This window comes from Devosia crocina (assembly GCF_900116545.1).
Taxonomy (GTDB): Bacteria; Pseudomonadota; Alphaproteobacteria; order Rhizobiales; family Devosiaceae; genus Devosia; species Devosia crocina.
This window is the reverse complement of sequence record NZ_FPCK01000003.1, coordinates 91,626-109,137: the sequence shown is the minus strand read 5'-3', so window position 1 is coordinate 109,137 and position 17,512 is coordinate 91,626. Positions and strand designations below refer to the sequence as shown.

At 62.7% G+C, this 17,512-nt stretch carries 15 protein-coding genes; 8 read left to right on the top strand and 7 right to left on the bottom strand.

What is annotated here, in order from left to right:
* Window positions 1-594 (bottom strand): class I SAM-dependent DNA methyltransferase, encoded by a 594-nt coding sequence (locus tag BM364_RS13655; RefSeq protein ID WP_092425541.1) that lies wholly within the window; start codon window positions 592-594, stop codon window positions 1-3.
* A gap of 66 nt (window positions 595-660) precedes the next feature.
* Complete coding sequence (locus BM364_RS13650; protein WP_092425540.1) at window positions 661-1,857, bottom strand: ABC transporter substrate-binding protein; 1,197 nt, start codon at window positions 1,855-1,857, stop codon at window positions 661-663.
* Between the two features lie 221 nt (window positions 1,858-2,078).
* Between BM364_RS13650 and BM364_RS13645 the strand changes: the two genes are divergently transcribed.
* From BM364_RS13645 to BM364_RS13615, 6 genes are all read left to right on the top strand, one after another.
* A complete protein-coding gene (locus tag BM364_RS13645) occupies window positions 2,079-3,137 on the top strand; it encodes a glycine betaine ABC transporter substrate-binding protein (RefSeq protein ID WP_092425538.1) in 1,059 nt (352 codons plus the stop codon).
* A 125-nt stretch (window positions 3,138-3,262) separates the two neighbouring features.
* A complete protein-coding gene (locus BM364_RS13640) occupies window positions 3,263-4,852 on the top strand; it encodes a putative bifunctional diguanylate cyclase/phosphodiesterase (protein WP_092425536.1) in 1,590 nt (529 codons plus the stop codon).
* A gap of 104 nt (window positions 4,853-4,956) precedes the next feature.
* Window positions 4,957-5,373, top strand: a complete 417-nt coding sequence (locus BM364_RS13635) for a protein tyrosine phosphatase family protein (protein WP_092426338.1) — start codon at window positions 4,957-4,959, stop codon at window positions 5,371-5,373.
* A 108-nt stretch (window positions 5,374-5,481) separates the two neighbouring features.
* On the top strand, window positions 5,482-8,922 hold the full coding sequence (pyc, locus tag BM364_RS13630; protein ID WP_092425534.1) for a pyruvate carboxylase: 3,441 nt from the start codon (window positions 5,482-5,484) through the stop codon (window positions 8,920-8,922).
* A 521-nt stretch (window positions 8,923-9,443) separates the two neighbouring features.
* A complete protein-coding gene (locus BM364_RS13620) occupies window positions 9,444-11,195 on the top strand; it encodes an ABC transporter ATP-binding protein (RefSeq protein ID WP_092426336.1) in 1,752 nt (583 codons plus the stop codon).
* Window positions 11,192-13,090: an ABC transporter ATP-binding protein gene (locus tag BM364_RS13615; protein ID WP_092425531.1), complete on the top strand. Its 1,899-nt coding sequence runs from the start codon at window positions 11,192-11,194 to the stop codon at window positions 13,088-13,090. Before BM364_RS13620 ends, BM364_RS13615 begins: the two co-directional genes overlap by 4 nt.
* Before the next feature lie 136 nt (window positions 13,091-13,226).
* Here BM364_RS13615 and BM364_RS13610 read toward each other — a convergent pair whose 3' ends face one another.
* Window positions 13,227-13,526, bottom strand: a complete 300-nt coding sequence (locus tag BM364_RS13610; RefSeq protein ID WP_092425529.1) for a YkvA family protein — start codon at window positions 13,524-13,526, stop codon at window positions 13,227-13,229.
* 158 nt (window positions 13,527-13,684) lie between these two features.
* Here BM364_RS13610 and ispG point away from each other — a divergent pair, with 158 nt between their 5' ends.
* Both ispG and BM364_RS13600 read left to right on the top strand, forming a co-directional pair.
* On the top strand, window positions 13,685-14,926 hold the full coding sequence (ispG, locus tag BM364_RS13605) for a flavodoxin-dependent (E)-4-hydroxy-3-methylbut-2-enyl-diphosphate synthase (protein WP_175528612.1): 1,242 nt from the start codon (window positions 13,685-13,687) through the stop codon (window positions 14,924-14,926).
* The gene (locus BM364_RS13600) at window positions 14,926-15,312 is read left to right on the top strand and encodes a hypothetical protein (RefSeq protein WP_092425525.1); all 387 of its coding nucleotides are present in this window, start codon (window positions 14,926-14,928) and stop codon (window positions 15,310-15,312) included. Before ispG ends, BM364_RS13600 begins: the two co-directional genes overlap by 1 nt.
* Window positions 15,313-15,395: 83 nt before the next feature.
* Here BM364_RS13600 and BM364_RS13595 read toward each other — a convergent pair whose 3' ends face one another.
* From BM364_RS13595 to BM364_RS13580, 4 genes are all read right to left on the bottom strand, one after another.
* Window positions 15,396-15,695, bottom strand: coding sequence for a hypothetical protein (locus tag BM364_RS13595; protein ID WP_092425523.1), 300 nt, complete (start codon window positions 15,693-15,695; stop codon window positions 15,396-15,398).
* Between the two features lie 44 nt (window positions 15,696-15,739).
* Window positions 15,740-16,168 (bottom strand): PACE efflux transporter, encoded by a 429-nt coding sequence (locus tag BM364_RS13590; RefSeq protein WP_092425521.1) that lies wholly within the window; start codon window positions 16,166-16,168, stop codon window positions 15,740-15,742.
* 141 nt (window positions 16,169-16,309) lie between these two features.
* Window positions 16,310-16,960 (bottom strand): class I SAM-dependent methyltransferase, encoded by a 651-nt coding sequence (locus BM364_RS13585; RefSeq protein WP_092425520.1) that lies wholly within the window; start codon window positions 16,958-16,960, stop codon window positions 16,310-16,312.
* On the bottom strand, window positions 16,942-17,409 hold the full coding sequence (locus tag BM364_RS13580) for a YbaK/EbsC family protein (RefSeq protein ID WP_092425518.1): 468 nt from the start codon (window positions 17,407-17,409) through the stop codon (window positions 16,942-16,944). Before BM364_RS13580 ends, BM364_RS13585 begins: the two co-directional genes overlap by 19 nt.
* Window positions 17,410-17,512: the final 103 nt, after the last annotated feature.

The window sequence follows — 17,512 nt, the reverse complement described above, 5'->3', positions numbered from 1 at the left end:
TCACGGTTGCCGGGTCGCAGTGACCCAGAGCCACGTCGTGGGCTTGCCGTCATAGCCGCTGCCCTCCTGTTCGACGAAGGCCACATCGCTCCATCCCGCCTCGCCGTAGCTGGCGCGCAGCGTTCCGGGCGAGGGATAGTTGTAGTACCGCCCAAGGCTGTCGCGGCCCTCACCCTTCCCGGCCTTGAAGCTGGCGCAGAAGACGCCTGAGGGTTTGAGTGCGCGACGGATGCGCGCGAGGATAGCAGTCAGTTGCGCCGCCTCGACATGCAAGAGGCTCGCACAGGCCCAGATGCCATGGTAGCGCCCGAAGGCTTCGAGCTCTTCGAACCGCAGGATACCGACAGGGCGCCCGAGGCGTCTTTGTGCTTCCGCCGCAAGCTCGGGTGTTCCGTCGGTGGGCTCGACGTCAAACCCGCATGCCAGCATATGCGCGGCGTCCCGGCCATTGCCGCAGCCAAGCTCGAGTATCCTGGCCTGGGCGGGAAGGGCGGCAAGAAAGGCCGTCAGCGGCGCGCCGGTCGGCTCGGTTGCATGGTCGGCATAGGCGCTCGCATTCTTGGCGTAAAAACGAAGTGTGGCCGGATCGGACATGGCGGACTCCAAAAAAGAAAAGCCCGGGATTGCTCCCGGGCCCTTTGTGGCAAAGCGTGGTCGAGACTACTCGATCAGGCCCTTTTCGACGAACGAGCCGCCTTCGACGGCGAGTTCGACGATGATGCCGTCGACGTCACCGGCTTCGTCGAAATCGAGCGAGCCGCCGGCGCCTTCGTAGTTGATGTCTGTACCGGCTGCGATCAGCTCCTTGGCTTTTTCCCATTCGCCGGGGCGGATGATCTCGCCCGGAGCGGAGGACACATCGCGCAGCGCGGCCGACAGACCTTCGCGATCCGTGGTGCCGTTCTTTTCGATGGCGAGCGCCAGCAGGAAGGCCGCATCATAGGCCTGGGGGGCATAGGTGGCATTGGCGGTGAAGCCATCGGCGGTGAAAGCGTTGTAGATGTCGACGGATTCACCGGTCGGCGCACCGGCGCGCGTCGCGATCATGCCTTCAACGGCCGAAGCGTCGATGCCGTTGAGCAGGTCGTCGCCCACCATGCCGTCGCCGCCCACATAGGTGGTGAAATTACCGCTCTCGACAGCCTGACGCAGGATGGTGTTGCCCGAAGCATTGGCATAGGCGAGGACGACAAGGTTCTGCGAAGCAACGAGATTGCCGAGCTCGGCGCGGTAATCGGCCTTGCCTTCCTCGTGGGCGACATTGGCGGAAATGGTGCCGCCGCCGGCTTCATAAGCGGCCGCCAGGGAATCGGCGAAACCCTTGCCATAGTCGTTGTTGACATAGGTGATGGCGATGTCTTGCAGACCCTTGGCGAGCAGCAGCGCGGCCATCTTCTCGCCCTGGAGAGCGTCCGAGGGGGTGGTGCGGAAAACCAGATCGTTGTCTTCGAGCGTTGTCAGGGCCGGAGCCGAAGAGGCGGGCGAGACGAAGACCACATTGCCCGAAAGGCCCGAGCCGTTAAAGGCGCCGATGGTTTCGCCGGTGCAGAGGGCGCCGACCACAGCGGTGACATTGTCGGTGTTGATGACGCGGTCGGCAGCAGCGGCAGCAGCGGTGGCATCGCATGCGCCGTCCGCCGATACGAGGCTCAGATCGCCGCCGAGAATGCCGCCCTGCTCGTTGACCTGGCTGACGACCAGCTGAGCGCCGGCAAAGATCGGCGGGGTAAGCGATTCGATCGGGCCGGTGAAGCCGCCGATGAAACCGATGGTGGCGCCGCTGTCCTGGGCCAGGGCCGGAGCGGCGATGGACAGGGTGGTGGCGGCGACCGCCAGGGTCAGGGTATTCTTGAACATGGACGTCCCTCTGTTGTCGTTGCCGGCCCGGTGGCCTTGATGGCCTCCTCCTTTGAGCGCGGCAGCGGATCCCGGGGGCGCCTCGCGCGCCCCGCTGGCTGGACTGTTGCATAAATCCAAAGCAAAAGTCACCGGGGGTTGTGAGGCAATTTGCCCAAGCCTGCCGGTTGCTTAACGCTGCGTGATTGCGCATAGACTCGCCCTGTCGAACGAGGTTGAGCATGCGCGGACGAAGCCTTGCAGCCGGCTTGATGAGCCTTTGCCTTTACGCTGCGCCCGCCCTGGGCCAGATCACCGTGCTCGACAGTGCCCAGGATGGCGGGGGGCTCATCGAGTCAGGTGTGCCGGCGCTGTCGAACGAGGCCAGTCAAGCGGACACGCCACCGCCGATATGTGGCACGCAGGACCTGACCATTGCGCGCATGAGCTGGTCCTCGGCTGCTCTCCTGGCTGAGATCCACGCCCGCGTGCTGGCCGAGGCCTTTGGCTGCACCGTGCGCGTCGTGCCGGGGGATTTGGCGGCCACGACCTCGTCCATGGGCTCGACCGGCCAGCCCGCCATCGCTCCCGAGATGTGGGTGACGCGGGTGGCCGATGTGTGGAATGCGGCGATCCAGAGCCAGATGGTGCGCAGCGCTGCGCCAAGCTTTGCCGAAGCCACCATGGAAGGCTGGTTCGCCCCCAGCTATCTCAATGGCGCATTCGCTGGGTCGGTGCCGGTGGCTGAGCTTGCCGCCAGCCTTGCCGAAGGGGAGGGCACCGAGCCGGTGCGCTTTATTTCCTGCCCGGCCGACTGGGCTTGCGCCGTGATCAATCGCCACCTGATCGAGGCTCACGGGCTTGGTGGCGTCACCGAACTTGTCGAGCCGGCCAATCGCTTTGAAATGGACGCGCTGATCGCCGAAGCGGTCAGCCGGCGCGAGACCTTCTTTTTCTACTATTGGCAGCCCAATGCCGTGCTGGCCCAGGTCGAATTCCGGGCGCTCGACATGGGCGAATATAAGGAAGAGGCCATGGCGTGCCTGGCGCGCATCGAATGCGCTTCGCCCCAGCCCTCCGCTTTCCCTTCCGAAATGGTGGTGGGGGCGCTGGCCGAATGGGTCTTTGCCGAAGCGCCCGCCATAGCCGGCTATTTCCAGCGGGTGAGCTTTCCCTTGAGTGAAATGAACACACTGCTTGCCCAGCTCAACGAGCCCGAGGCGAGCGTCGAAAGCGTTGCCGAGCGCTTTGTCGCCAATCGGCGCGACCTTTGGGAGCCCTGGACCGGCGGCGCGCCCTGACGGAGGTTAACTCGGGCGAAACCATGGAGGCAAAGCGTACCCCTTTGTCGTCCAAGTGTCACAGAGACTGCCCTTCTTCTGGTATAGAATTGGGTGGACGACGACCGCTAGACCCTTAGTTTTCTATGACTTCTCCATTCACTGCGCGCAGCCGGGCTCTTCTCCGCCGCACGATCTCGCGCCCGGAGCGGGTTGCCCGCGCAAGGCGCGAGGCCGAGCGCGATATCGGGCAGGTTGAAAAGCTCGATACCATTCTGGCCGGCTATCGTCAGGTCGCCCTGGTGCAGGCAGGCGTGCTTCTGACGCTGGTGGTTGTCGGCCTTGCTAGCTACGGGTTCAATCCCGTTCCCACGCTGACGCTACTGACCGTTACGACGGCGGGACTTGCAGGGCTCGTCATGGGGCACCGGCTGGTGCGGTTGCGCGTTGTCGCCGCCGCGCGCGCCATGCGGGCGGGCCTTGCTTTGGTGCACCGGGATGCCCTGACGGGCGTGTTTGCCCGCGCCTATTTCATGCAGGCGCTGCGGGCCGAGGTCTATCATGGCTCGGACAAGGTCCTGGGCTATCTGCTTCTCGACATGGACAATCTCAAGGTCATCAACGACGGATCAGGCCACGCGGCAGGCGATGCGGCGCTCGTGCATCTGGCCAAGCTTGTCGGCCAGGTGATGCCGGGCGCCATTGTCGGGCGTCTCGGAGGCGATGAATTCGGCATTGCCTTGCCCGGTTGCGATAGCGAAGGCGCGTTGCGCCGTCTCGCCGAGGAATTGCTGCGCCGGCTCGATCGGCCAGCCAATATCGCAGGCCGCCCCACCAGCCTCTCGGCCACCATCGGCATTGCCCTTGCCCCGCGTGATGCCAGCGATGTCGACGATCTGATCGCCAAGGCGGATCTGGCGCTTTATCAGGGCAAGAAGGCGGGACGTCGCCAGGTGGTCGCCTTCGATCCCGACATGCTCGGAGACGAGCGGCACCGCCGTTTCATCGAGCGCGAACTGCGCGCCGCGCTGTTGATGGACGAACTCGAACTCTATTACCAGCCGGTGTTCGACGGGCAGATGCGCCTTCGTTCCCACGAGGCGCTGGTGCGTTGGCGCCACCCGGTGCGCGGCACCATTTCACCGGCACAGTTCGTGCCGATTGCCGAAGAGAGTGACCTGATCGACAAGCTGGGCGATTGGGTTCTCCATCGGGCCTGCGCCGATCTCGACCGGCTCGGCACGCCCGTTGCGGTCAATATTTCGGCAGCGCAGCTGAGGCGGGGCGATTTCGCCCGCCGCTTTGCCGATGTGCTGGCCGAATGCGGCGCCGCTGCGGACCGGCTGATCGTCGAGATCACCGAAACCGTGCCCCTTGTGGCCGGCGCCATTGAGCAGGCCAATCTCGAAGCCTTGCGCGCCAGCGGCATCAAGGTTGCGATCGACGATTTCGGCGCCGGTCACGCCAGCTTGCAATATCTGCGTGGCTTTGCCTTCGACATCATCAAGATCGACCGTTCCTATGTAGCCAATCTGGGGGACAACCGGATCGATGCGATGATCGTTGCCGCCATTTGCGACATCGCCCGCTCGCTCGATGTGGAGGTGATCGCCGAGGGAGTGGAGACCGAGATCCAGCTCGATCTCTTGCGCCGCGCCGGCTGTTCGGCCTTCCAGGGCTATCTTCTGGGGCGCCCGAGCCCGCTTGCTGCCCGTCAGGTTGCAAACGCGGCATGAGGGCATAAGCTTTCCCTATCCCACCCAAGCAGCAGTTGCATGCCGCGCTTTGGCTTGGATATAAGAAGGAGGAAAGCCTTCGGGCGAAAGCGGGGAGTATCGACTTGGACTTGAAGCGTATCAACGATCACGTCAGCGTTTCCGGACAGATCATGCCCGAGGATGTTGCAACGCTCAAATCCCTGGGCTTTACCGCCATCGTCAATAACCGTCCCGACGGCGAATCGCCCGACCAGCCGGCGAGCGAAGAGATCGAAGCCGCAGCCAAGGCTGAAGGTCTTGCCTATTATGCCATTCCGCTGGGCCGGGACGGGGTCAGCCCCGAACTCGTTGCAAAGACCAAGGCCGCGCTCGAGGGGAGTGCTGGTCCCGTATTCTGCTTCTGCCGCTCCGGTACGCGCTCGACCACGCTTTGGGCCCTGAGCCAATCCGGGCAGATGGAAGCCTCCGACATCATCGCGCAGGCGGCTGAAGCCGGCTACGACATGAGCCATCTGGCGGGCATTCTCTCCAGAAGCTGACACGACCGACTTTGGCGGCTTGGATGGCCCGCCATCCTGGCTACCGACAGTGCTGAGCCGGGCTCCGGAGGGGAGCCCCAGTCCTCTCTTGCTCGGAAATTTAAATCGATGCCAATCAAGAAAATCCTCGTCGCTAATCGCAGCGAGATCGCCATCCGCGTGTTTCGCGCCGCCAATGAGCTCGGCCTCAGGACCGTTGCGGTCTATGCCGAGGAAGACAAGCTGGCGCTGCACCGGTTCAAGGCCGACGAGGCTTATCTGATTGGCAAGGGCAAGGGCCCCGTCGAAGCCTATCTCCAGATCGAAGAATATATCCGCATCGCGCGCATTTCCGGCGCCGATGCGATCCATCCCGGCTATGGGCTCCTTTCGGAATCCCCAGAGTTCGTTGATGCGTGCGACGATGCGGGGATCATCTTCATTGGCCCGCGTGCCCAGACCATGCGCGATCTCGGCAACAAGGTTGCCGCGCGCAATATGGCGATCAAGTCCGACGTGCCGGTAGTTCCGGCGACGGACGCGCTCCCCGACGACATGAATGAAGTCAAGCGCATGGCCGCCGAGATCGGCTATCCACTTATGCTCAAGGCGTCGTGGGGCGGCGGCGGGCGTGGCATGCGCCGGATCATGGACGAGGCTCACCTTGTCAATGAAGTCTCGGAAGGCAAGCGCGAAGCGAAGGCAGCCTTCGGCAAGGACGAGATGTATCTTGAAAAGCTGATCGAGCGGGCGCGGCACGTCGAAGTGCAGCTGATCGGCGACGACCATGGCAATCTCGTCCATCTTTTCGAGCGCGATTGCTCGGTGCAGCGGCGCAACCAGAAGGTCGTCGAGCGCGCGCCGGCGCCCTACTTGTCTGACGCGGTCCGCAAGGACCTGACCGATGCCGCCGTGCGCTTGGGCAGTGCCGCCAATTATCGCGGCGCCGGCACCGTCGAATTCCTGATGGATGCCGATACGGACAAGTTCTACTTCATCGAAGTCAACCCGCGCATCCAGGTCGAGCATACGGTCACCGAAGAGGTGACGGGGATCGACATCGTCAAGGCGCAAATCCATCTGCTCGATGGCGCAGTGATCGGCGCTCCTGAATCCGGTGTGCCGCTTCAGGAAAACATCCGGCTCAACGGCAATGCCATCCAGTGCCGCGTAACGACGGAAGATCCTGAACAGAATTTCATTCCCGACTATGGGCGCATTACCGCCTATCGCGGCGCGACAGGCTTTGGCGTGCGTCTTGATGGCGGCACAGCCTATTCTGGCGCGGTTATCACCCGCTACTACGATCCGCTCCTTGAAAAGGTGACCTGCTGGGCGCCATCGGCCGAGGAAGCCATTGCCCGCATGCATCGCGCCTTGCGGGAATTCCGTATTCGCGGCGTTGCCACCAACCTGGCGTTCCTCGAAAACATCATCACCCATCCTGACTTCGTCGAGAACCGCTATACGACGCGCTTCATCGACACGACGCCGGAGCTGTTCAACTTCAAGCCGCGCCGTGACCGGGCGACCAAACTGCTCTCCTATATCGCCGACGTGACGGTGAACGGGCACCCGGAAGTGCGCGACCGGCCGCGCCCCCCGGCCGATGCCGCTGCGCCCTTCGTGCCCGATTTCCCGCCGCTCGCGGCAATCGAAGGCAGCCGTCAGGTGCTCGATCGCGATGGTCCGGCCGGCCTAGCCAAGTGGATGAAGAGCCAAGGCCGCGTGCTCTTTACCGACACGACCATGCGCGACGCGCACCAGTCGTTGCTGGCAACGCGCATGCGGTCCTTCGACATTACCCGCATTGCGCAGGCCTATTCGCGCGGCCTTCCCAATCTTTTCAGCCTTGAATGCTGGGGCGGCGCAACGTTCGACGTGTCCATGCGCTTCCTCAACGAGGATCCGTGGGAGCGTCTTGCGAAGGTGCGCGAAGGCGCGCCTAATATCCTGACGCAGATGCTGCTGCGCGGCAGCAATGGCGTCGGCTACACCAATTACCCCGACAATGTTGTCAAATTCTTCGTCAAGCAGGCAGCGCGGGGCGGGGTCGATATCTTCCGCATCTTCGATTGCCTTAACTGGGTCGAGAACATGCGCGTCTCGATCGATGCCGTAGCGGCCGAAGGCAAGGTGGCGGAAGGCGCCATCTGCTATACCGGCGATCTCTTCGATCCCGATCGCAGCAAATATGACCTCAAATATTATGTCAGTCTCGCCAAGGAACTCGAAGCCGCCGGCGTTCATGTGCTTGGGATCAAGGACATGGCGGGGCTGCTGAAGCCTGCCGCGGCGAAAAAGCTGATCGAAACGCTGCGCAACGAAACGGACCTGCCGATCCATCTTCACACCCACGACACCTCGGGCGCTTCGGCAGCAACTGTGCTGGCAGCGGTTGAGGCCGGGGTCGATGCGGTCGATGCGGCCATGGACGCTCTCTCTTCGACGACCTCCCAGCCGACGCTGGGCTCGCTGGTCGCAGCGCTCGAAGGCGACAGCCGCGATCCCCAGCTCGACCCCAAGGCGATCCGGCAGATTTCGTTTTATTGGGAAGCGGTGCGTACGCAGTACCGCGCCTTCGAAAGCGATCTCAAGGGCGGCGCTTCGGAAGTCTATCTCCACGAAATGCCGGGCGGCCAGTTCACCAATCTCAAGGAGCAGGCGCGTTCGCTGGGCCTTGAAACGCGCTGGCACGAGGTGGCTGAGACATATGCCGACGTCAACCAGATGTTTGGCGATATCGTCAAGGTGACCCCGTCCTCCAAGGTCGTCGGCGACATGGCGCTGGCCATGGTTTCGGCCGGCATTACCCGCGCTGATGTCGAAAATCCCGACAAGGACATCGCGTTCCCCGACAGCGTCATAGGCTTCTTCGCCGGCGATCTCGGCCAGCCGCCGGGTGGTTTTCCGGAAAAGCTGCAGCGCAAGGTTCTGAAAGGACGCACGCCGCTGTCCGAGCGGCCGGGCTCCTATCTCAAGGATGTCGATCTCGAGGCCGAGCGCAAGAAGATCTCGGATGAAGTGGGCATGCCGGTCGATGACTTCCGGCTCGCCTCGTATCTGATGTATCCCAAGGTCTATGGCGACTTCGAAAAAACCCAGGACCGCTATGGGCCGACCGAAGTCTTGCCGACGCCGGTCTATTTCTATGGGCTCGAGGAAGGCGACGAGCTGCTTGTCGATATCGAAAAGGGCAAGACGCTGGTCGTCAATTATCTCGGCCGTGCGCCGACCAATGAAAAGGGCGAAGTCCGCGTCTTCTTCGATCTCAACGGCCAGCCGCGCACCATCACCGTGCCGGACCGCTTGAAGGCCGGCGAAGTCAAGGCGCGCGCCAAGGCCCAGGCGGGCGACCCCAAGCAGGTCGGCGCGCCGATGCCGGGCGTCATCTCGACCCTTGCCGTCAAGGAAGGCCAGAACGTGCAGGCGGGCGATGTTTTGTGCTCGATCGAAGCGATGAAGATGGAAACGGCAATCCACGCGGAAGTCGATGGCGTGGTGGCGGAGCTGCTGGTTCGGCCGGGCGATCAGATCGACGCCAAGGACCTACTGGTGCGGCTGGAGTAGAGCGGATGATCAGAATTGTTTTCACGATCTATCTTTTGGCGATCTTCGTAATCTGAGCTAACCCCCTGCTAGCCTCCCCCTCCAGAAGGGGGGAACAGATCGAGTTGCCCTCGATCTCGCGACAAGAACCGGCAGATTCCTCCCCCTTCTGGAGGGGGAGGTTAGGTGGGGGTACCTTTCGCTCCATCCTTTGTGCATGCCACTCGACCATAGGTATCGTGGCCTTTTCGGCTTGAAAGGCGGTGCCGCAGCACTTCATCCCGCAGCAGACGCCGAAAACTTGCGAAATTTGCGCAATTTGCACCTTGAATGGTAGCCCCAATGCGCTTTTTATAGGCAGGCATTGATTTGCCCGATCGTCGGTCGACGGTTTCCCGCCTCCCCTTCGGGCCTCATTTTTAAGTCTGGATATTCCTTTGCCTACCCTCAAGGCTGGCCGCGAGCGCTCGCGCGGCGATGCTCGGGCTCATGTTGCTGCTGTCCATTCTGGCAAAGGCCAGAGCCCGCTTTTGCGCATCACGATGTTTTCCCTCCGCCACTATTGGCAGGCCGGCCTTGCCATCGGGGCCACCATCATTGCGGCGGTGTTGCAGCTGCTGATCCCGCGGCTTCTCGGCCAGGCAGTCGATCAGGCACAAAATATCCTTGTTACAGCAGGGGAAGGTGCCGAACAGGCGCTAGTCTGGACAGCCGCCACCCTGCTCCTGGTGTCGGTGGCGCGTGGGCTCTTTACGCTCGCCCAGAACTATTTTTCGGAATCGGTGGGCCATCATGTCGGCTACGAGCTGCGGCTCGCCTTTTACGACAAGGTCCAAAGGCTCTCCTATTCCTATCATGACCGCATTCATTCGGGCGATCTGATCACGCTCGGCCTGCTCGATCTCGATGGGCTGCGCATGTTCTTTTCGACCGGCTTCATACGCACGATCCTGTTGACGGTGCTGATCGGGGCCGGCGCCTATATGCTGCTGACGACGGATGTGGTGCTGGGGCTGCTGGCGCTGAGTTTCGTGCCTTTTGTCGCCTGGCGCTCCTCGGTTGCGCAGCTCACGCTGCGCGCAACCTGGCTCGTGCTGCAACAAAAGCTTTCGGTCCTGACCCGGGTGATGGACGAGAACCTTGGCGGCATTCGCGTCGTGCGCGCTTTTTCAGGGCAAAAGCATGAGTTGGGCAAGTTCGACGCCGCCTCCAAGTCGGCTTTGCACCTGGCGCATGAGCGGGTTCTGGTGCGCGTCAAGAACACGTCGATGATGACCTTCTCCTTTTTCGCCGCCATGGGGCTCGTCCTCTGGGTGGGCGGCAACAAGGTCATCGCAGGCGAGATCAGCGTCGGCACTTTGGCCAGTTTTCTGACCTTCATGACCATTCTGCAGATGCCGGTGCGCCAGCTGGGCATGATGGTCAATTCCTTTGCCCGCGCCGATACCTGCGGACAGCGTTTTTATGGCTTTATCGACCAGGCCATCGAAATCGAGGACAAACCCGGTGCCCAGCCGCTGGCGGTCGGTGACGGCACGCTGCGGTTCGAGAACGTGCATTTCACCTATCCCGGCGCCAATCACGAGACCCTGCGCGGCATCAGCTTCGAGGGCAAAGCAGGCCAGACCATCGGCATTGTCGGTGCGCCTGGCAGCGGCAAGTCCACCATCGCCCATCTTATTCCGCGCTTTTACGATGTCAGCGCGGGCCGCATCACCATCGATGGGCAGGACGTGCGCGAGGTAACGGTCGAATCCCTGCGCCGTCAGGTGGCCGTGGTGCAGCAGGACACGTTCTTGTTCACCACCACGATCGAAAACAACATTGCTTATGGCGATCCCTGGGCCAAGGAAACCAAGATCGAGCGCGCGGCGGAAAGCGCGCAGCTGCACAATTACATCATGGGGCTGCCCACCGACTATGGCACGGTCGTGGGCGAGCGCGGTGTCTCGCTTTCGGGCGGTCAGCGGCAGCGCCTTTCGATCGCGCGCAGCCTCGTACTGCATCCGGCGGTGATGGTGTTCGACGATTCGACCGCCGCCATCGATGCGGGCACCGAGCATCGCATCCGCTCGGCCATCCGCGCCTATTCGAGCGACCGTGTGACCATCATCATCGCCCATCGCCTGTCCTCGCTCATGCATGCGGACCTGATCCTGTTTCTCGAGAACGGCGAAGTGGCCGAGCGCGGCACCCATGCCGAATTGCTCGCCCAGGGCGGGCGCTACAAGGCGCTTTATGATCTTCAGACCCGCCCTGCTGACGATCTCGACCACGAGGAGGCTGCCCAATGAGCGTGATCGAAGACGACGAACGCGACAGCGCCAGCTATCCCGGCCAGCGGCCGCCGCGCGCTTCGGTGGGCAGTCACCGCATCGAGGAAGAGGTTTTCGGCAAGGCTTATGACCCGAAAACCGTGCGGCGCATCTGGGCCTTCGTCAAACCCTATCGGCTCAAGATCTATCTGTCGGTAGCGGCAGTTCTGGTGTTTACCGCGACCCAGCTCGCCATCCCGTTGATCATCGGCTGGGCTATCGATGGCGGCATGGTAGCCGGCGGCAATACCACCAACCTGCTTTGGGCGGTTTCGGCCTTTGCGGTCGCGGTCCTCGTCAATTTCGGCGCCTCCTATGTGCAGGAGACCCAGGTTGGCCATGTCGCGGAAAACGTTCTTTTCGACATGCGCCGCGCCATGATGGCGCGGCTGCAAAGCGTGTCGCTGAGCTATATGGACAAGACCGAGGTCGGCCGGCTGATGAGCCGGCTTCAGGGCGACGTCAATTCCATGCAGGAGTTTTTGGAAACCTCGGTGATCTCGGTGGGCGATCTGGTGCTGCTGTTCGGCATCGTCATCGTGCTGCTCACGCTCGACCCCTGGCTCGGGCTCCTGACGCTTTTGACCATGCCCATTCTTTTCATCGTGCGTATCTTCTGGCTGCCGCCGGCCAAGCGTGCCTTCTGGGCCGCGCATGAAACCAATTCGCTCACCAATGGCGCCATGGCCGAGGGCATCAATGGCGTGCGCACGGTGCAGAATCTCGAGCGCCAGCAGGTCAATCTCGATCTCTACGACGACAAGGCCTATGGTAATCTGCAGACGCAGCTGACCGGCAGCAAATTCGCCCAGGTGATGGTGCCGATCGTGGATAGCCTCACCGGCATTTCCATGGCGACCGTCGTGCTCGTGGGTGGCTCGCTGGTCCTTAATGGATCGCTGCAGGTCGGCGTCATCGTCGCTTTCCTCTTTTATATCCAGCGCTTTTTCGATCCGATCCGGTCCCTGACCATGCAATACTCGATCATGCAGCGCGCCATGACTTCGGGCCGCCGCATCACCGAAGTGCTGGATCTGCCGGTCACCATCACCGATAAGCCCGGCGCCCTGACGCTGGGGCCGGAGATGGACGGATCGGTCGAGTTCAAGGATGTGGTCTTTGGCTACGATCCCAAGCGTGCGGTGCTCAAGCACGTGTCGTTCCGGGTCAATCCCGGCGAGACGGTGGCGCTTGTCGGCCCCACCGGCTCGGGCAAGACCAGCGCCATGGCCCTGGTCCATCGCTTTTATGAGGTGCAGGGCGGTGCGGTGCTGGTGGGGGGGCACGATGTGCGTGACGTCACTCAGGAGAGCCTTGGCGAACAGGTGGCGATGGTTCTCCAGGAGCCGTTCCTGTTTACCGGCACGGTGCTTGAAAACATCCGCTACAACAAAGCCTCGGCCACGCGCGAGGACGTGATCGCCGCGGCAAAGGCGGTGGGGGCACATGATTTCATCGAGCGCCTGCCGGGCGGCTATGACAGCCAGCTCGAGCAACGCGGCTCGAACCTGTCGCTGGGGCAGCGACAGCTCCTCAGCTTCGCGCGCGCCCTCGTGGCGGATGCCAAGATCCTGGTTCTCGACGAAGCCACGGCCAATATCGACAGCTATACCGAGCGGCAGATCCAGAAAGCGCTAGAGAAGTTGCTGGAAGGGCGAACCGGCCTCGTCATCGCCCATCGCCTCGCTACCATCCGCGGCGCCGACCGGATTATCGTGCTGCAGAACGGAGAGAAGATCGAGGAGGGCAATCACGACCAGCTCATGGCGCTGGGCGGGCTTTATTCGCGCCTTTACAACATGAACTATGCCAGCTTCGACGATATCCCCGACGAGCTGGTAAAGCAGGCCAATGCACGGGCGGCGAGTACGTGATCTTAGAATTGCCTTTTGAAGGCTCCCTCACCCGCCGCGTAGAGGCGACCTCTCCCCCAGAGGGAGAGGTGTCGCCTGGCAACTTGGGCCTAAAGCAAAAAGGCACCCCGCGGGCGCCTTTCCAGATCTTTGGCGACTAGAGCCGCCGCGCGTGACCATCGACGGTCTTGCCATGCCGGCCGGCATAAACCGGAACCGGAACGGGCAGGCGGGATACGATCCAGCTGACCATCAGCGGCACGAGGATGATATCGTCGACCCAGCCCACGAGCGGAATGAAATCGGGCAGGATATCGAGCGGGTTGATCAGGTAGAAGGCAACGAACAGCGTCGCCGCCTTCAGATAGAGCGGGGTCTCGCGCGCCCAGAAAGCCTTCCAGAGCTGCACGACTTCCTTGCGGAAGAGTATGAGGCGGGGGAGGAGCATGTTCATCATGATCAGTAAATGGCCCCGCCCCGTCCCGGTTCAAGATGGCGCCGATCACATTTATGCGCCGAGCCTCTCCGGCTTTGCCGCACACCGTCATGCCATTGTTCAGTTGCGCATGGACAAAGGAAGGCCTATCTCGGAGAAACGCGTGAATGGGGAAGAACATGGCCGGTCCAGCGCCGCGGAGGCAGTCAGTCGGGGTCGATGTGGGTGGCGTGATGGTCGGGGGCGGTGCGCCCGTGGTCGTCCAGTCCATGACCAATACCGATACCGCCGATATCGATGCCACCGTCCGCCAGGTGATGCAGCTGGCGCGGGCCGGCTCGGAAATCGTTCGCATCACCGTTGATCGCGACGAGAGCGCGGCGGCCGTGCCGATCATCCGCGATCGCCTGGCCGTCATGGGTTACGATGTGCCGCTCGTCGGCGACTTCCACTATATCGGCCACAAGCTCCTCACCGACCATCCGGCCTGCGCCGAAGCCCTCGCCAAATATCGCATCAATCCGGGCAATGTCGGCTTCAAGGCCAAGCGCGATACCCAGTTCGCGACCCTGATCGAGATCGCCAACCGCTACAACAAGCCGGTGCGCATCGGGGTCAATTGGGGCTCGCTTGATGAAGAACTGCTGACGCGCCTGATGGACGAGAATGCGCTTTCGGCCAACCCGATCTCCGCGGCAGCGGTGCAGCGTGAGGCGATCATCCAGTCCGCGCTCCTTTCAGCGGCGCGGGCGGAAGAGCTTGGCATGCGCCGCAACCAGATCCTGCTTTCGACCAAGGTGTCGGACGTGCAGCATCTGATCGCGGTCTATCAGGATCTGGCGGCGCGCTGCGATTATGCGCTGCATCTGGGGCTGACCGAGGCCGGCATGGGCTCCAAGGGGATCGTTGCTTCCTCGGCCGCGCTCGGCATTTTGCTGCAGCAGGGGATCGGCGACACCATCCGCATCTCGCTTACCCCTGAGCCGGGCGGCGACCGCACCACCGAAGTCAAGGTCGCGCAGGAACTGCTGCAGACCATGGGCTTCCGACAGTTCCTGCCCGTCGTAGCCGCCTGCCCGGGTTGCGGACGCACGACCTCGACCACGTTCCAGACGCTGGCCAAGGACATTCAGGACCATCTCAATGTGTCCATGCCCGAATGGCGCGAGCGCTATCCCGGCGTCGAGACATTGTCCGTGGCGGTGATGGGCTGCATCGTCAATGGGCCCGGCGAATCCAAGCACGCCAATATCGGCATTTCACTGCCGGGCACGGGCGAAACGCCGGCAGCGCCCGTCTTTGTCGATGGCCAAAAGGTCGCGACCCTGCGCGGCGCAGATGTCGCCGATCAGTTCAAGGTCATGGTCGCCGATTACATCGAGCGCAAGTTCGGATCAGGACGACAGGACGCGGCGGAGTAATGGCGGCTTTTGATCGCATAGACGGCATCGCCGATGGCATCGGGCGCGCGCTAATGGGCCTTGCCGGCATTGCTGCGGGTTTTGCCCTGATCGAGGCGCTGTGGAGCCTCGGCTCGGTGCCGGCGGAAACGCTCTGGATCGAACTCTGGCGCGCGCTCGGCTATGGCGTATTTTCGCTGCTTTATTTCATGCTGGCCCTCAGACCCCGCCGCGCTGCCGGCATCTGGGAGGTGAGCTTTTTCCATAAGGCCGCGCTCGGCGTCTCGGCGCTGTTCATCGCCGACAATGCCGAGGCGGCTGCTGCGGGACCAGTCGATGCCGGTCTCGCCGCCGCGACACTTGTGGCCTATGGCCTGACCCGCGGCTGGCGGAGCTGGCAGTCATGACCGGACGCAATCAGCGCCGCATCTTCTGGCTCGCCATGCTGATCATCGTGCTCGGCGCCCTCAAGCTGATGGGCCAAATCTAGCTAGTCGGCAGCCTTTAGGGTGACGGTGGCCGGGAGCTCGCCGCCGATTTCGACGGTCTTGGTTTGCTTGTCGAAGACGCAAACGATGCTGGCGGTGTCGCCCGACACGATCGCAAGGCCGAAGCTCTCGCTACCGAAGGGATCAACGATCACCGTTGGGTCAGCGAAATAGTCCGCCGTCGCTGCGCGGCAGCCCTTTTCCACCTCGGCAGCGAATTCGGCCCAGGCATCGCCCGAAGATGCAGTGGCGGCAGTAATGCTGCCCAGAGAAATGGCGAGAAGGGCAAGTGGCTTCAGCATGGTCGATCCTTGTGGCCGGTTTTGCCGAAGCCCTAGTGCCGCAATCAGGCTTTTTGGTGCCACTCCGCGAGCGGAAAGACGCGGTCATAGGCCCAGTTAAACACCAGCGCATAGACCATGTAGAAGAGCGCGAAGGCCATATCCATGAAGAAGGCCTCTAGCAGCGAAATGCCGAGATAGAGCGCGATCAGCGGCATGAGCATAATCAGAAGCCCGATCTCGAACATCACGGCATGCAATACCCGCAGCGCCGGGGTCTTGAGCGTCGTGCCGCGCAAGCGGTTCATGGCGTGGTCAAAGAGCAGGTTGTAAACATAGTTCCAGCCCATTGCGACCGTGGCGCTGCCCACAACGATCACGGCGCTGTCGCCCGGATGCATGTGGAAGGCGAAGGCGGCGAGCGGCGTGGCGATCAGGATGCCGATGATTTCGAAGCTGATGGCGTGACGAATACGATCTGCGGTGGTCCGCATGGGATTTCCCCTGGTCTTCGGGCCGTCCCGTGTCGATTGCCCGGAATTGGGGGGAGGTCGTCCTCGCTTGCGGTGCATATAAGAGGTTTGCTGGACCCGGGCAAGAGCCCCCCATCTCACCTCCCCCTCCAGAAGGGGAGGCTAGGAGGGGGTGCGCCCAGGCAAGCTGAAAACCCCCGCCTTCACCAACTCTGAACTGCCCATATCGGGCACCTCGTATCGAGCGAGGACCTGCAACCGATCAAGAGGCAGATCGCGACGGAACGGGTCGCCGACAAGGACCTCGTTGCCGGCCTCGGCCGCAGCCGCAAGGATGGGCAGCGTGAGCTTTGCAACGCGGGCATCGTAAAACACATCGCCGGCGAGGATGATGTCGACGGGCGGCAAGACGGTCTCCGCCCAGAGCTGGAGAGCGACGCCATTGGCCTCGGCGTTGAGCTCCATCGCCGATTGCGCGATAGGGTCGGGGTCAAGCGTCCAGACCTTTGACGCGCCCGCCTTGGCCGCCGCGATGCCGACTAGGCCCGATCCGGCGCCGAAATCCAGAACTTTCCGGCCGGCAACCGCATCGGGACGATCCCGGAGATAGAGCGCCAGCGCCGCGCCGCCGCCCCAGGCATAAGCCCAATAGGGCGGCTGGCCGGCATGGCCGTGTGCGGCGAGAAAGTCGATAAGCCCGCTTTGCGGCGTCGGGCAGTAAAGGGAGATGTCCGGTCGAACGGGCAGGGGCGTCAGGCAGAACCTGGCCTTGATGAAGGTTGCGAGGTCTGCGCTCAGTCGGGCAACTGGCATGCATCGACCCAGCGATTGCCGCAGAGTTCCGCGAGCCGGCCGACGCTGAGCCGAACCGAGGCATGGGTGTCCCCGCCTGCGGGAATGACCTCATCGTAGATCCTGAGCGATGCGTCGAGATAGACCGGCAGCGGCGCGGGCAGACCGAACGGGCATACCCCGCCTACCGGATGGCTGGTGAGGCGCAGCACGTCCTCCGAGCCGAGCATGCGCGGACGCCCGCCAAAGGCGGTCTTGGATTTCTGGTTGTCGAGCCGTGCATCGCCCCGCGTCACCAGCAACACCTCCTCGTCGCGGATGCGGATACAGAGCGTCTTGGCGATCTGGCCGGGCTCGACCCCGTGCACGGCGGCCGCGAGCTGAACGGTCGCGGTCGACTCTCCGGTCACTTCGACATTGAGGTCGGGCGCGCGGGCAGCAAGGTCGGTGCGGACGGATTCAAGGCTCATGTTCTGCTTTGTGCTCTCAGTATGCCGTCATTGCCGAGATCGTCTGGGCATTCCACCTTGTGGTCGCCTGGACACCCGGACAGGCCGGGTGGTGACGGCAATG